At 37.3% G+C, this 14,829-nt stretch carries 10 protein-coding genes; 2 read left to right on the top strand and 8 right to left on the bottom strand.

The genetic code is table 11. The features are described from left to right. Positions 1 to 173 precede the first annotated feature (173 nt). The 8 genes from H8B04_RS08595 to H8B04_RS08560 all read right to left on the bottom strand — a co-directional run bounded on the left by H8B04_RS08595 (position 174) and on the right by H8B04_RS08560 (position 13,710). Positions 174 to 1,730: a BACON domain-containing protein gene (locus tag H8B04_RS08595; RefSeq protein ID WP_190302084.1), complete on the bottom strand. Its 1,557-nt coding sequence runs from the start codon at positions 1,728 to 1,730 to the stop codon at positions 174 to 176. A gap of 58 nt (positions 1,731 to 1,788) precedes the next feature. Continuing rightward, complete coding sequence (locus tag H8B04_RS08590) at positions 1,789 to 3,729, bottom strand: calcineurin-like phosphoesterase C-terminal domain-containing protein (protein WP_190302083.1); 1,941 nt, start codon at positions 3,727 to 3,729, stop codon at positions 1,789 to 1,791. A 43-nt stretch (positions 3,730 to 3,772) separates the two neighbouring features. Beyond that, positions 3,773 to 5,014 (bottom strand): DUF5689 domain-containing protein, encoded by a 1,242-nt coding sequence (locus H8B04_RS08585; protein WP_165290872.1) that lies wholly within the window; start codon positions 5,012 to 5,014, stop codon positions 3,773 to 3,775. A gap of 11 nt (positions 5,015 to 5,025) precedes the next feature. Further along, positions 5,026 to 6,486 carry a SusD/RagB family nutrient-binding outer membrane lipoprotein gene (locus H8B04_RS08580; RefSeq protein ID WP_165290871.1) on the bottom strand — a complete coding sequence of 487 codons (1,461 nt, stop codon included), beginning with the start codon at positions 6,484 to 6,486 and terminating at the stop codon, positions 5,026 to 5,028. Between the two features lie 10 nt (positions 6,487 to 6,496). Beyond that, entirely contained in the window at positions 6,497 to 9,739 is a 3,243-nt protein-coding gene (locus H8B04_RS08575) for a SusC/RagA family TonB-linked outer membrane protein (RefSeq protein ID WP_190302082.1), read from the bottom strand. A 117-nt stretch (positions 9,740 to 9,856) separates the two neighbouring features. Next, a complete protein-coding gene (locus H8B04_RS08570) occupies positions 9,857 to 10,582 on the bottom strand; it encodes an MIP/aquaporin family protein (RefSeq protein ID WP_165290869.1) in 726 nt (241 codons plus the stop codon). A gap of 26 nt (positions 10,583 to 10,608) precedes the next feature. Continuing rightward, the gene (gene glpK, locus H8B04_RS08565) at positions 10,609 to 12,111 is read right to left on the bottom strand and encodes a glycerol kinase GlpK (RefSeq protein WP_190302081.1); all 1,503 of its coding nucleotides are present in this window, start codon (positions 12,109 to 12,111) and stop codon (positions 10,609 to 10,611) included. 33 nt (positions 12,112 to 12,144) lie between these two features. Then, a complete protein-coding gene (locus H8B04_RS08560; RefSeq protein ID WP_165290867.1) occupies positions 12,145 to 13,710 on the bottom strand; it encodes a glycerol-3-phosphate dehydrogenase/oxidase in 1,566 nt (521 codons plus the stop codon). 127 nt (positions 13,711 to 13,837) lie between these two features. Between H8B04_RS08560 and H8B04_RS08555 the strand changes: the two genes are divergently transcribed. Together H8B04_RS08555 and H8B04_RS17060 are read left to right on the top strand one after the other, a co-directional pair. Beyond that, positions 13,838 to 14,599, top strand: a complete 762-nt coding sequence (locus H8B04_RS08555; RefSeq protein ID WP_190302080.1) for a DeoR/GlpR family DNA-binding transcription regulator — start codon at positions 13,838 to 13,840, stop codon at positions 14,597 to 14,599. A gap of 47 nt (positions 14,600 to 14,646) precedes the next feature. Further along, positions 14,647 to 14,793 (top strand): hypothetical protein, encoded by a 147-nt coding sequence (locus H8B04_RS17060; RefSeq protein ID WP_223815336.1) that lies wholly within the window; start codon positions 14,647 to 14,649, stop codon positions 14,791 to 14,793. The last annotated feature ends 36 nt before the right edge of the window (positions 14,794 to 14,829 follow it).

The raw sequence follows: 14,829 nt of genomic DNA, 5'->3' as shown, positions 1-14,829 counted from the left end.
GATAAAATTATGTTTTTCTTAATAAACATGGTTTATAGTAGTATGTGGTCGTAAAAATAACTAATAAACACAGTTCACAAAAATGATATTGTATTAAACAATGTAACTTCGATAGGACATTTCTATGAATAGAAAATGTCCTACCGAAGTTGAATACTATAAAGTTATTGCTCTTATGGAGCAGGAATCATTTTTGTTGAATTGTTGGTTTCAATTTGATTCAATGTTGAATTATCCGTTAAAGATATCAAATTGAATGATCTAGCTGTGGTCCAAGTTGCAGATGTTACATTATAAGTTCCGCGCAATTCGTAGAATTGTTGTTGAACTGGAGCTCCCGTAGGGTAAGGTACAGCAAATGTATTGTTGCCTTGGCGATAGAAGCGATCACTTGTTCCGGTTACAGTATAATGATCTGTATTCGTCACTCGATAACCTCTTTCTTGACCTGTAGAAGGTGCATAGCTACGAAGACCATATAATGCTCCAGTGCCCGGACCAATAAAGATAACATCTATTGGTTCTGTTTCATGATCTACAGCTGTGCCCTTGAATACAGCTAAACCTGAGGTGAGACCAGAGTTAGCGAATAAACCTGAGCTTTTATCTCCGATTCCATCAGCGCCAGGATTATTAACATAATCATATTGTGTGATCCATTTTGCATTATCCATGCTAGTAGAATTAGGACCATTGATTTTTGCTCCAGTTCCTCCTACATAGAAATATTGCCCTTTTTGAACAGATCCAGAAGTAATATTTATTTTGTATGTACGTGCGACCGATGCATTATTCAATGTGTAAGTTCCTGAAGCCCATCCTTGTGGTGGATAATCCTGTCTACGGTCAAGTTGACCAGCAGATGGCGCTGCAGTAGTTCCCGCATTGTTACATATAATAACAGAATACGCATTCGCATTATTATCAAATGTAATATCACGTAAGGCTAGGAATTGGATGTATTCATAGTTACCATCTGCTCCATTAGGATCTGGCATGAAACCCGAAATCACAAATGGTAAAGAATCTGGATGTGGTTCATTTGGATCAAATACTTCTCTAGAAATAGGAGCTGGCATCACAAGTCCGCGATCTGTTTCAGTAATGCTTACAGTGAATGTTACATCTCCTTTTGCTGTAGGATTACCATTCAAAGGAATACGAATTTCACCTGCTGTAGCTTCTAATTTTACGAGAAGATTTTCTACTTTGTCTATTCCAGCAGCACCAGCACCAGTTACATTCACTGAAAAATGAATCTCATCACCTACTATTCCTTTTTGGTAAGGAATAGTGATGTAAACATCTTCAAGAGTTTCACCGATATTGAATAATTCTGCATTAAGAGAAGCTTCTCCCAAAGTCAATCTTCCGTCTTCTTGAGCAACAGCTATCTCACTTATCTCTTCGCCGACTTTAATCTGGATGTTAGCAGTTCGTTGTTCTCCTTTATTTGGCGTTACAGTTACTAAGACAGGTTGTCTTTTTCCTGTACCAGTTCCTGAGGTTACATCAAAACTTATCCAATCCGCATCTGGAGCAGAAACAGTCCAAGATTCTCCGTTCGTCGTAAAGGCAAATCCTTTTTCGCCACCTTCCCAAGGGAATGCGAGTTCACTCGTCGTTTTGTCCAAAAAGAAACCTATAACCTCGTCTTTGCTACATGAAGTAAAAAGGCCGAAGAATAAAGCTAATAACAAAACGTAACTTTTAATTCCTTCTTTTTTCATCTTAATATTTTTTTACAATCAATGGTTAGTATAATTGGTAGGCAAATACTCTATATGCTTAGCGCATAGAGTAAGTGAAAGCTTTAGGCCTTACCATTGTTTCTGTATATTTATTTCCAAACTCATCTTCTACGGTTATTTCTAATGTCGAAGTGGCATTAGATGCAGTAGCTAAGAATAAGTGAGCAGAATTTACCGTCACAAATGACGAGGTCGGTTCTGCATTGGCATTCAAGCGCTGCATCTCATAGGATATAATATGTAAAGGGTCTTTTTTACGTACACGAGTTACAGGTAAAGTGTTACCATTTTCCTTCACCGTAACTTTCCAATTATCTTGGTATCCCCATACATTAATAAGCACTTGGTTATTTTTATTTGCTGTAGCAAATTCACCAGCATAGCCTGCAACTTTTCCTTTAAACTCATCCGTAGCACTTGGTGTATAAGTAGCTGAAGTAATGTGTATATTATTCAAATCGTATGATCTGAATTGATAGTCTTTATCAAATCCTATACTCTTATAATACCATTGTTGGTTTCTTCCTGTCATCTCCCAAATCGCATAACCACCTGGACTACCATCTCTAGAGATATGGTTTGCTGCTGATGTAGCACCAGTCCACCACCAAGTTGCACTTACTGCAGCAATATTTTGTTCATATACGTTAGAACCTGCAGGAGAGTTGCGGTAATTAATATGGGTGTGACCTGTAGCTACTTTTACGTTTGTGAACTCCGATACCGCAGCTAAAAGCTCTGAAGTATTTTCCATTGCATTGTTGAAATTTCCGTTTTGATCGGGATTTGTAAATAATGGAACGTGAGTAGCGATCACAATCGGTGTGCTCTTGTCCGTAATATAAGATAAGTCTTTAGCCAACCACGTCAATTGTTCTTGGTCTAAAAAGTCTCTGTAGTTTCTTTCACCAACAACGCCTTGACTTCCGCCATCATTCAACCACTGCATGTTATCCAAAATAATGTAGTGAACACGGCCAATATTGATAGAATAATAAGTAGGTCCTAATACTTTTCTGTATTCAGCCGCACCTAACCAGTCATTCGCACTTACATAAGGGTTGTAGTCATGATTACCAATAACATTATAAATTGGGAATTCTAAGCTCTTGATTTGATCGACATAGTTTTCTAATTTAAAGTTATTTGAATACCAGTATTGATCCCATGTCTGATCACCTAAAGTAATACCATAGAATTTTTTATTTTGACCTTTGTATTCCTCATAGACATTCTTTACATCTTCAATGAAACTTTGAAATTGTGTCAAATCATTATTTCTGTTTGCAAGGTGCATATCAGTCATAAAAGCCACCACATGGTTTTCATTATTTACTGGAAATAATTCAAAATCTTTGATTTCAGTAGCAGAAGCTAACCCCGCAAGTCTCTTGAAAAACTGAGGAATAGTATTGATTACCGATACTTCATAGTTAGCAGGTACCGTAATGAACACAAAACCATGTTTCTTAGCAGAAGGTAAGTAATACACACCATTCTGATCGGTGACAGCAAATTCGATACCATCTGAAACGATGACGTTTGCCACACCTTGGCCATTGGAATGTACCGTTCCTTTTACTGTCATTCCTTCACGATCCGGAATACTAGCATTGAAGATGCGGTTTACAAATGTTCTACCTAAAAGTTGATCTAATATTCCTCGTTGTATGCGGATTTCATATTCTCCGTCTCTAAAATAAGGGCTATTTTCTAGAGCCACTTTCTCGTCTTCTATTGTTTTAATCCCCAATTTAATAGTTCCACCACCTTGGCCTCCACGTGGAATAAATGTGATACTATCTGTTTGTTCAAAACCTTTTCCTTCGATAGTGATATCAGATTCATTGGTTACATTATACACATATGGAATATTGATATGTGTGACTTTAATGGAGGTTTGAATTTTATCCTCCGTGGTATCGATAATCTTATCTTCACAGGCTGTAAATACAGTAGTAAAGATGAAAATTAACATTAAAAATATATTAAATTTTTTCATGATAGTCAGGTTATATAGTTTAGTAACTTCTGAAAATAGCAAAATCATCCACACCTAATCTTCCACCAACGTTGTTTGCTTGAGGACGATTTATTCTGAAGCGAACAGGGCCTTGAATATTCATTAAGAATATGGCTTGCTTGCTGTCCATACTTTCCGTTGTTGTATGCGCATCTCTAATTGGTTCACCAGCTTGCTGCCATGTAGCACCTTTGTCTGTAGAGTATTCTAATTTGAACCAGCTAGTAGGGTCATTCCAATACGATCCGTAGAAGAAAGTTACTTTGGAAGCACCATTTGGCACATCAAAATCCATTTGCAATAACGCATCTAAAGAAGCATGGTTTTGTTGGAAACGAACAGCATTCGCACCCGAAACAATACGATCTCTTCCTTGTGTCACACCTAATAATGTTTGTTGGAACCACCAAGGTCCTGTGGAAAGGACGACAGTTCTATTGGCGTATCCATCTTTTGGTGAATCAGGATTCTCAAATGTCTCAGGCCATCCTGCATATATTTTACCACTTGGATAAGCCATGTCCGCATACGTTAACAAACGTAAATGAACTTCCTCTTGCTGTTTCGACACTATTCCTCTAAACGTTGCACTAGGAGCGACCACTTCCTCAGCGAAATTTGCTTCATTGCTAACAGTTACATACACTTTATTGCCACTTCCATCTGCTAAAGGTCGTGAACCTTTAATTTTTTCTCCTGGGTTAGGTTCAACTTCTAAATCCGACGTAATTTCTACGTATGTAGATTCATAATTGTCATATTGTTTGTTAAGCGAAGAAATAGCTACTGCTTTTGCAACAACAGGGTTATTTCTGTTGATGATATACGTATTGTTGTGATCAGCGCCTAATAAAGCTAGTACGCCTTCACGACGTCCTAATGTAAGACCATCTACCCAGATGTCTACTGAATCGCCCAGCTTATAGCGTTGCGGATCAGCTACTTCTAACAATATACCACGAAGCTGTCCTCTCCATTCATTCTGTACAGCAATGTAATTCTTAGGGAAATTATTGCCTTCATGAGTGGATACTACTAATGCTTTGATATGATTAGCACTTGTTAGTTCAGTATCGGTAAGTTTAACATCGTCTTGTTTGTGAAGATTGCGTAAAGCATAAATAGAAATCTCCGGATTATTCGTACCGATAGCTTCATTTATATCTTCCTTGAAACAACTTGAAAGCAAAGTTGCTGTAATCCCAATATATATTAATTGTTTTATTCCTCTCGTTTTCATAGTCTTCATATTTAATTAGCAGGTTGCCACCACATTAATCCGTTTGGAGTATTTCCTCCCATACGAGCAGATGCTTCATCATAATTAACTTTATTTAATGCCTGAGTGATTAACGGATAAGTCATTCTTACTGGCATTTTGCGTCCTTCTAAACCTGGTCCTGGAATTAAATCCAAAGCTTTAGTTCTGCGGTATTCATACCACTGTTGGAAGTCTGTAAAGAATAAAGCAAAATACTTTTGTAAATGGATTTTCTTCAATTTGGTTTCGTCTGTGTCGGTAGGGAAGAAGCCTACACGTTCATTGCTAAAGTAATTTACAGGTACATTTGCATCCCATATTTGCATAGCCGAGTTTACACCATCTTGATAATGTTGCCACGAATCTCCAAACGTAAATCCTCTAAGTGCACATTCTGCTAATATAAATTGCAATTCCGCATAATTTAGGATATTACCTAATTTAGGACTTGTCTTTAAAGACAGGTGAAATGTAGACTGACGCTCAGGTACTAATCCGCGTGGATAACCAGATTGCATACCTAAATAAGTACCTAATGTTGGTTGAGTAGCCCACAAAGCAAGACGAGGGTCACCAAGCGCAATTAAATTTTCAATAAAGAAATGTGAATAGCCTTTATTACCATTGAAATCAATGTCGCGGGCATTCAAGTAAGGATTGATATATGGCTCTTGCGAAGAGAAATAAAGAATAGCTGAATCATCATGACTAGCCATAATAGGATATTGTGATGATTTAGTTTCTACAATTTCACGAATTTTCACCGCAGCATCCAATTCTGGTTTATGAGAAACACGTAGCAATAATCTTAGGTAAAGTGAATTACCAAACTTGCGCCATTTTTCTGTATTTCCAGCAAATAGAGGATCCATGTTTTTTTGTGCATCAGGAATCGTATTATCCGTCAACAATTGATTGGCTTGTTCTAATTTTAAGAATAGATCACGATAAATATCTATTTGCTTATCATATACGGGTGTCGTATTTAATTCCTTGTATCCTAGATTACTTTGGAAATAAGGAATGTCACCATACATATCCGTAAGTAATGAACTAACCCATACATCTAAGATTCTAGAGATACCTTGGTAAGCTTGGAAACCTGCTTGTTGAGCTATTCCCGCACTATGGTAAATATCACGAATGTTAGTAAGTTCTACATACCAGTTTCTCCACATCGCCTCAGTTTCTGTTGCACGAACCTCATAACGGTGAAACTCTAGATTGTTGTTAGTTGTAACTGTAACCTGCATTAGCTCGTTATTAATACGCATATTACGGTCAATATTAGCTAATATGGTTTTATATATTGTGGGACCCAATAAAGCTTGAGGCGATACTTTCGCCGCTTCATTTGGGTTGGTATTCACATCCACAAAATCTTTTGTACAACTCAATGAGGTAATGCATAAAGTTGCAGCGGCTATAATTAAGTTAAATTTAAATTTCATAACAATTCGATTAGAAAGACACGGATAAGTTAATACCAAAATTGCGTGTTGAAGGGAATTGAGCTATCTCACCACCTTTTTCCACACCACTTGCATTTAATGATCCAAATTCAGGATCAAACGCAGGCCAGTTACTAAATACAAGAAGATCACGTCCATAAATACCTACAGTCACTTTGCTAGCTTTTAACTTGCTCAATACGTCTTTTGGTAAAGAATAATCCAAACGTGCTTCTCTTAACTTAACGAAGTCGGTAGAAAATGTATTTGATTCAATGTTATCTCTGTTGAAATGGGTACGGTAATAATCTCCTGCAGCAACCACAACATTATTTGGAGAATACGTACCGTCAGCATTTTCGATTACACCATTACCAATAATTCCGTTATATCTTCCTGGAATAGTTTTTCTTAATTTACCTTCTTCCATCAGTACCGCATGTGTCAAAGAGTAACCAACACCACCGAACTGACCATCAAATAAAACGTTGAATCTTAGGTTTTTGTAGCTTAATGTAGTACCGATACCAAATTTTTGTCTTGCATTCGGATTTCCGATGTAAATAACATCGTCAGTATACACAGGCAATCCTGAACTGTATACTATTTGACCCTCAGGACTACGTAAGTAACCCAATCCGTACATATCACCAAAACGTCCGCCTAGTCTTGCTTCTACAGTACCACGGCTTCCGTAAATAGTAGATAATACTAATGGTTTATCTTCGTCCATCACTGGCAATTCTTCGATTTTAGTATCAAAAGCTGTGTAATTACCGAATAATGACCAACCAAATCCTTGAGAATTTTTAATGATATCGCCGTTCAATTCAATTTCAAGACCTTTATTACTTACCTTACCACCATTGATGATTTGGTTTCTATAGCCCGATGATGGATCGATAGGCGTTTCGATGATTTGATTTACATTGAATCCTTTATAAAATGTTACATCTATTTTAGCACGGTTTTTAAACATTCTAAATTCAGTCCCTAATTCGTACGAAATTTTATTTTCGAATGTTAATTCTTCATCTGGAATAGATGTAGGGTTGGATGCACCACCTGGGAAGTTGGTTTCGCGAGGGTAGGTGTAACTATTTAAGTATGGGCGTTTACCACCACCTCCGACTGCGGCTGCACTCGCTCTAAATTTCCAGAAACTGATATTTTGAGGAAGTTCAAATACATCCGACAATACCACACTGGCATTTACTGAAGGGTAGAAGAAAGGCTTAACATTTCCTTTTTTAGGAGAAGCTAAAGTACTAGCCCAGTCCGTACGTAATGTAGCATCTAAGAAGACTACATCTTTATAACTGGCATTACCCATTCCGTACAAACTGTTAACAGCATATTTAGACAAATATGGAGAGTATGTAACCGTTGTAGCGGAATTAGAGAAATTATATTCGTTAGGAACACTTAATGATCTTGTCCAGCCATCTTCTCTATCATACACGTTTACTAACATCGCTCCACCGAAGTTTCCGCCAAATTTGAAATCCTCATTTCTCTGATTGTTGTAAGTGAAAAGGAAATCCGCATTCACTTCTTGGTTGTAGACACCTTGTTCACGGTAGTAACCAAAAGCATATTTGTACGTGTCAAAAGGTCTTGACTGCGTACGTTGATCGTAAGAAAAGTCTAGACCACCACGAAGCATCAAACTCAGTTCGGAAGTGAATTTGTAGTCCGCTTGAATATTACCAATAACTTGATGTTTGTTTTGGGAGTTAATCATGTCATAAGACATGGTTTTTGGATTATCCAATAAGTTAGAGAATGGCGTTGTTTGTTCAATACCATATCTATTTGGTCTCCAGTTATCTTCAAACCATTTGGAATCCATGTTTGGAGTAATACCACGAACAAAATACATATAACTTTGGTTGTTATAACCCGAGTTAGGTAAGTTGTCAGATCCACGGTGGTTGTAATTAATTTTGGTAGAGAATGATAACTTCTCTGTAAGTTGGTTTGTTAAGTTACCCGCTATGGAGTTCCGGTTATATCCCATGTTTGGAATAATCCAAGAATTATAAACGTTAGTATAAGCGAAACGAGCAGATGTTTTATCTGTCGAACCCGAGATGCTGATACTATTTGTCGCAGTAACATCTGTCGTAAATAAATCTTTTCTATTGTTTGGATAAGCTTGCCACAATGTACGATTTGGTGGAGCTATTCTATAATATTCTGGATCATATTGGTAGAACATTTGTCCATCAAATTTCGGACCCCATGCCGAAGAAGTACTAAATGTAGATGATCCATCATCTGTTTGTCCATACGAGTAGTAGAGGTCTTGACCAATATCACCTTGTCCGTATTCATATTGATAATCTGGCCAACGGTTAATAGTTCCAAAAGTAGTATTGGAGTTTACAGAAACACCAAATCCACCACCTTTTTTGCCTTGTTTTGTCGTAATAATCAAAGCTCCATTTGCACCACGATAACCATATAATGCGGATGCCGCAGGACCTTTTAATACTGTTATGGATTCTATATCATCTGGATTGATGTCTGCTAATGACGAACCAAAGTCAACAGGAGAATCGTCTGCTAAATAATTGGATTGACCAGTAGTAGTCATTCTTTTACCAGCTTCCATGACAACACCATCAATCACGATAAGTGCACTGTTGTCACCTGAAAACGAAGTTTCGCCTCGCAATACGATTTCATTTGATCCTAAAGGACCTCCATTGGATTTCGTAACATTCAAACCTGCTACTTTTCCGACTAAGGCATCTGACCAGTTGTTAGATATCGCATCAGTTAATTGTTCTCCTGAAACCGTACTAACGGAATAACCAAGAGCCTTTTGTTCTCTTTTGATTCCTAACGCCGTAACAACAACCTCGTCGATATCTTGAGAAGATTCGGTTAATCGGATAGTAATGTTACTGTTCGCTGTACTATACTTTTGAGTATAAGATTCATATCCAATAAGATTAAATCTTACCTCTGCTCCTGTAGGAACATCTAAAGTGAATGTACCATCTACTTTAGATGATGTCACGGCTTTTCCGTTCACCTGAATAGAAACATTAGATAGGGGCTGATTGGTTTTAGAATCTAAAACTTTACCACCTATTTTTATGGTCTGCTGTAATACCCATGCATCTGTAGGTGTCTTTTCATAGGCAAATGCATTTCCCACAAATGGGCTAGAAATAAGTGCAAGCCAAACAAGTTTGGTCTGAAATGGTCTATCTCCATTTCCCCATTTTATTTTATTTAACATAGGAGTATGATTAATTCGTTGCTAATTTGCAAAGCTTAAATTAAGTCGATGTTAAACTTATATTAAGCTAATTGTTGGTTATGTTTCTTTTCTTAATTTATCTATATATGTTTATCATTAATGTATGACAAGATATAGTAATGCTGCTAATGCTGCGCCTATCATTGGCCCCAATACTGGAACCCATGCATATTCCGCATTAAATGACGCTTTGTTTTTAATGGGTACTAATGCATGAACAATGCGCGGTCCCAAATCTCTCGCTGGATTGATCGCATATCCCGTTGTTCCTCCTAATGAAAGTCCTATTGCCCAAACAAGAAAAGCCACTGGTAGTGCACCAATAGAGCCTAAGCCAATAGGTGTGGTGGAATTCAAAGTGGCATCCTTAAAATGCAGAATAGTGAAAATTAGAACAAAAGTCGCTAGTGTCTCACTTAGCAAATTGCGAGGTAAGTTTTTGATTGCAGGAGAAGTGCAGAATACTGCTTGTTTAGCGCCAGCATCTTCTGTTTGGTCAAAATGATCTTTGTAGAATGCCCAAACGCAAAAAGAACCAAGCATAGCACCTGCTAATTGCGCAGCCATATAGCCTAATGCTGTCATCAAACTCATTTCGCCCATGATTAATACCGATAAACTAACAGCGCAGTTCAAATGTGCTCCGCTATAGGGGCCTGCAATCGTAACGCCTACGAAAACAGCTAAAGCCCAAGCAGTACTAATCACAATCCAGCCAGAATTGTTGCCATTTGTTCCTTTTAGAAGGACATTGGCTACAACTCCACCTCCCAGAAGGATTAATACAGCTGTTCCAATAAATTCAGCTAATAAAGGTGTCATAATAGTAGTTTATTAGTTATAATTTTTTAGTCTTTATAGTTAGCCCAGAATTTTGCTGTTTCAGTTGCTCTTTTCCATTCACGCAACAGCTCTTTATTCGAACCTTCTTCTGATTTAGCTTCGAAAGCCTTATCTTCTTTCCACAGAGATTTTAATTCATCAATATCACTCCAAAATCCTACTGCTAGTCCCGCCAAGAATGCGGCACCCATTGCTGTAGTTTCCGTGATAGCTGGACGAATAACTTTGGTTTGTACAATATCGGCTTGAAATTGCATCAAGAAGTTATTGTTGGTAGCGCCACCGTCCACACGCAATTCCTGGATTTGGTTTTCCGAATCGTTTTCCATGGCTTTCAAAATATCATAAGTCTGATAAGCGATGCTTTCCAAAGCTGCACGTGCAATATGTGCGTCTTTTGTACCTCTTGAAAGACCGACGATAGTTCCACGTGCGTTAGCATTCCAGTGTGGTGCACCTAATCCCGAGAATGCAGGAACTAGATAGACTCCATTGGTATCCGGAACACTCGTTGCCAAAGCTTCTACCTCAGATGATTTTTTGATAATGCCTAATTCATCCCTTAACCATTGTACAACAGCTCCACCAATGAAAATACTGCCCTCTAAGGCATAATTTACTTCCTTGCCAATTTTCCAAGCAACTGTAGTGACCAATTTGTTTTTTGAAATTACAGGCTTACTGCCAATATTCATTAACAGAAAACAACCTGTTCCATAAGTATTTTTAGCCATACCTTCTTTTGTACATAACTGACCAAAAAGCGCAGCTTGTTGGTCTCCTGCAATACCCGCTATCGGAATATTTACATTGCCAATTTCCAATGAAGTATGACCGTAAAGTTCAGAACTGCTTGCTACTGTTGGTAACATCGATTTTGGGATATCAAAAATATCTAGTAACTCTTGATCCCAATCTAAAGTATGTATATTAAGAAGTAATGTTCTTGAAGCATTAGTTACATCAGTAACATGTTTTTCACCATTTGTCAAATTGTATACTAACCAAGAATCTACGGTTCCGAAAGCTAATTCACCATTTTCAGCCATTAGACGCGCTCCTTCCACATTTTCTAAAATCCAATTAATCTTAGAAGCAGAAAAATACGCATCAATTAAAAGACCTGTTTTTTCTTGAATCAAGGTGTCTAATCCTTTTTCAGCAATTGATTTACAATAATCTGCCGTGCGTCGATCTTGCCATACTATCGCATTACAAATGGGTTTTCCTGTTTTGCGATGCCAGACAATTGTCGTCTCACGTTGATTGGTGATGCCTATTCCTTTTATAGAATCAAGTTTTACATTAGCTTTTGCGATAGCTTCGGTCATGACAGCAAGCTGTGTAGACCAGATTTCTTGCGCATCGTGCTCTACCCATCCTGATTTAGGATAGATTTGTTTGAACTCTTTTTGCGCTACTTCCACAATCTCCCCATTGTGGTTGAATAAGATAGCGCGAGAACTCGTAGTACCTTGATCTAAGGAAAGAATGTATTCCTTTTTCATATCAAATTTGGTTTATAGTGTTACTATTTATTGTTATAGCGTATAGTTTTTGACTAATGCACTATAATTTTCCAATTGTGCTTTAACCCAATTTTCATCTTTTTGCAGTTCGTTCGCCATTAATTCGGCCACTCGAGGTGCTGCTAGAAGGGATGCTTTGGCATCTAAAAGAAGAAAACGAATTCTACGTGCTAAGAAATCTTCAATGTTGTAAATCATTTCATTTCTGCTTGCCCAAACTACTTCTGCTTCGATAAAATCATAATTTGGATGTAGTCTATTACCTAATGAAGGTGTTTCTTTAACCAAATTTTTGATTTGCTCAGTATCTGAACCGTACACTTGCCAATGTCCCTCACGTCTCTCTGTAGAGTAACCATGGATTTGAAGTGTGGTTGTTTGACAAGCTTTTGGTGCAAGATTTCCTGTTGTAATCGCTAAGTCTACAGTTTCTTCTGCCATCTTACGATAGGTAGTCCATTTACCACCTGTAATAGTGATTAATCCAGATTTACTTTTGATTAATTTGTGATCTCTAGAAATTTCTTTTGTACTGTTGCTGTCATTATCAGTAGGGGCAGCCAAAGGTCTTAAACCAGCGAATACACTTAATACATCTTGACGGGTAGGTGCGTTGTCCAAATAATCATTCGCTGTAGTCAAAATGAATTGGATCTCTTCTTCCAAAGGGCGAGGCTCAATTTGATGTGCATTCAAAGGGGTATCCGTCGTGCCTAATAAGACTTTGTCATGCCAAGGCACACCAAAAAGTACACGACCATCACTTGTTTCGGGAATCATAAGGGCATCAATATTGCCTAAGAATTTTTTGTCAATTACAATATGTGCTCCCTGACTTGGTCTTACCAAATTTTTATGAGCAGCCACATCTAATTTCAAAATATCATCCACAAAAATTCCTGTAGCATTAATTACTGCTTTGGATTTAATGGTGTATTTCTTATCCGTATCTCTATCAATAAATTCAATGCCGGTTACAGTACCCTTGTCGTCTTTTAAGATAGCTGATGCTTCAGAATAGTTTAATACAACAGCACCATGTTCTGAAGCAGTCTGCCCTAAATTTAATGCTAAACGTGCATCGTCAAATTGACCATCAAAATATTGGATACCACCGATTAAGTTTTTCTGTTTTACTTTTGGTAGTTTTTCGATAACCTCAGACTTACTCAATAACGTTGATTTACCAATACGAAGTTTACCTGCAAGCCAATCGTATAACTTTAAGCCAATCAAAAATTTCATTTTGCCAAAGAAATCATACGAAGGGATAACAAAACTTTGAACAAAAGAAACATGAGGGGCATTTTTGAAAATTAAACCGCGCTCTTTTAAAGCTGACATTACCAATTTTACATCACCGTTAGCCAAGTAACGAACTCCTCCGTGGACAAGCTTCGTACTTTTACTTGATGTACCTTTTGCAAAATCATACTTCTCGACAAGTAATGTTTTATAACCTCTGGATGCGGCATCAACTGCTATACCTAGGCCCGTAGCACCACCACCGATAATCGTAATGTCCCATTCTTGGGTGCTTTCAATGCTTCTAATAGCTTCGTTTCTAGTAAATTTCATTTTGAATAGATGTAATTGTGTTTTGGTTATCGCGTAAAATTAATAAAAAACGTAAATAAACGAAACAAAATGAAAAATATTTTATCTTTTTCTTTCGTTTTAGAATTAATTGATAAATTAGACCATTATGAATAACGTCGAACGTCATCAACACATTATCAGGGAAGTAAACCTTAAAGGACATATATCGGTAGTAGAACTTTGTGAAAGTTTAGGAGTTTCATCCGTAACAATACGAAAGGATTTACAATTTTTAGAAGATTCTGGATTGGTGTATCGGACACATGGAGGCGTAACCAAACAAAACCCTTATCAGACAGATCGTTCAGTTATTGAAAAAGAAAAATTGCATGAGGCAGAAAAACGTGCTATTGCAAAAGCTTCCGCTAATTTTGTGACGCCAAATGATTCCATTATCATTGGATCAGGTACGACTACACAATTTTTTGCGCGCGAGATAATACCTCAAGGTCATTTGACCGTGGTTACGTCTGCATTAAATGTCACTTTGGAACTTTTAAAGCATTCTAATGTAGAGGTTATTCAGTTGGGAGGTTCTGTTCGACATACTTCTTCTTCCGTGACAGGTCAATATGCTATTAATACCCTGGAACAATTTTTTTGCTCCAAACTTTTTCTAGGTGTGGATGGTATAGATTTAGAATATGGCATTTCTACTACTAGTGCGCAAGAAGCTTTGTTAAACCAAAAAATGATTTCAGTCGCTCAACAAGTTATTGTGCTAGCGGATTCAAGTAAATTTAGCAGAAAGAGTTTTGGTAAAATTGCTGATTTCTCTAATATAGATGTTATTATTAGCAACGAAATACCTTCTTCTTTCCAAGAATTATTTGATTCTCTGGGAATACAAACCATCGTATGTAAATAGCATACCGTTAGGAAACAAATACAAAATTTTGTTGTTATACTTATTGTATGACAATAAGAAACCTATACAAAAATATCCTTCCGTTTGTCAAACCTTACAAACATCTAATTTTTCTAGCATTAGGATTGACAGTAATCGGATCATTTGCAGCACAGATTAATGCATTTGTACTGAAATATACTGTAGATAAATAAGTGATTTGTTGGTAAACAAAACCCCACTCCAGCAGG

The organism is Sphingobacterium litopenaei, assembly GCF_014692495.1.
GTDB lineage: Bacteria > Bacteroidota > Bacteroidia > Sphingobacteriales > Sphingobacteriaceae > Sphingobacterium > Sphingobacterium litopenaei.
This window is presented reverse-complemented; position numbering and strand designations above follow the sequence as displayed.

Excerpts from the sequence above, each read along its gene's own strand:
- H8B04_RS08585 (WP_165290872.1), bottom strand. The coding sequence starts at position 5,014 with ATGAAAACGAGAGGAATAAAACAATTAATATATATTGGGATTACAGCA.
- H8B04_RS08570 (WP_165290869.1), bottom strand. The coding sequence starts at position 10,582 with ATGACACCTTTATTAGCTGAATTTATTGGAACAGCTGTATTAATCCTT.
- H8B04_RS08590 (WP_190302083.1), bottom strand. The coding sequence starts at position 3,729 with ATGTTAATTTTCATCTTTACTACTGTATTTACAGCCTGTGAAGATAAG.
- H8B04_RS08555 (WP_190302080.1), top strand. The coding sequence starts at position 13,838 with ATGAATAACGTCGAACGTCATCAACACATTATCAGGGAAGTAAACCTT.
- H8B04_RS08560 (WP_165290867.1), bottom strand. The coding sequence starts at position 13,710 with ATGAAATTTACTAGAAACGAAGCTATTAGAAGCATTGAAAGCACCCAA.
- H8B04_RS08595 (WP_190302084.1), bottom strand. The coding sequence starts at position 1,730 with ATGAAAAAAGAAGGAATTAAAAGTTACGTTTTGTTATTAGCTTTATTC.
- glpK (WP_190302081.1), bottom strand. The coding sequence starts at position 12,111 with ATGAAAAAGGAATACATTCTTTCCTTAGATCAAGGTACTACGAGTTCT.
- H8B04_RS08575 (WP_190302082.1), bottom strand. The coding sequence starts at position 9,739 with ATGTTAAATAAAATAAAATGGGGAAATGGAGATAGACCATTTCAGACC.
- H8B04_RS17060 (WP_223815336.1), top strand. The coding sequence starts at position 14,647 with ATGACAATAAGAAACCTATACAAAAATATCCTTCCGTTTGTCAAACCT.
- H8B04_RS08580 (WP_165290871.1), bottom strand. The coding sequence starts at position 6,486 with ATGAAATTTAAATTTAACTTAATTATAGCCGCTGCAACTTTATGCATT.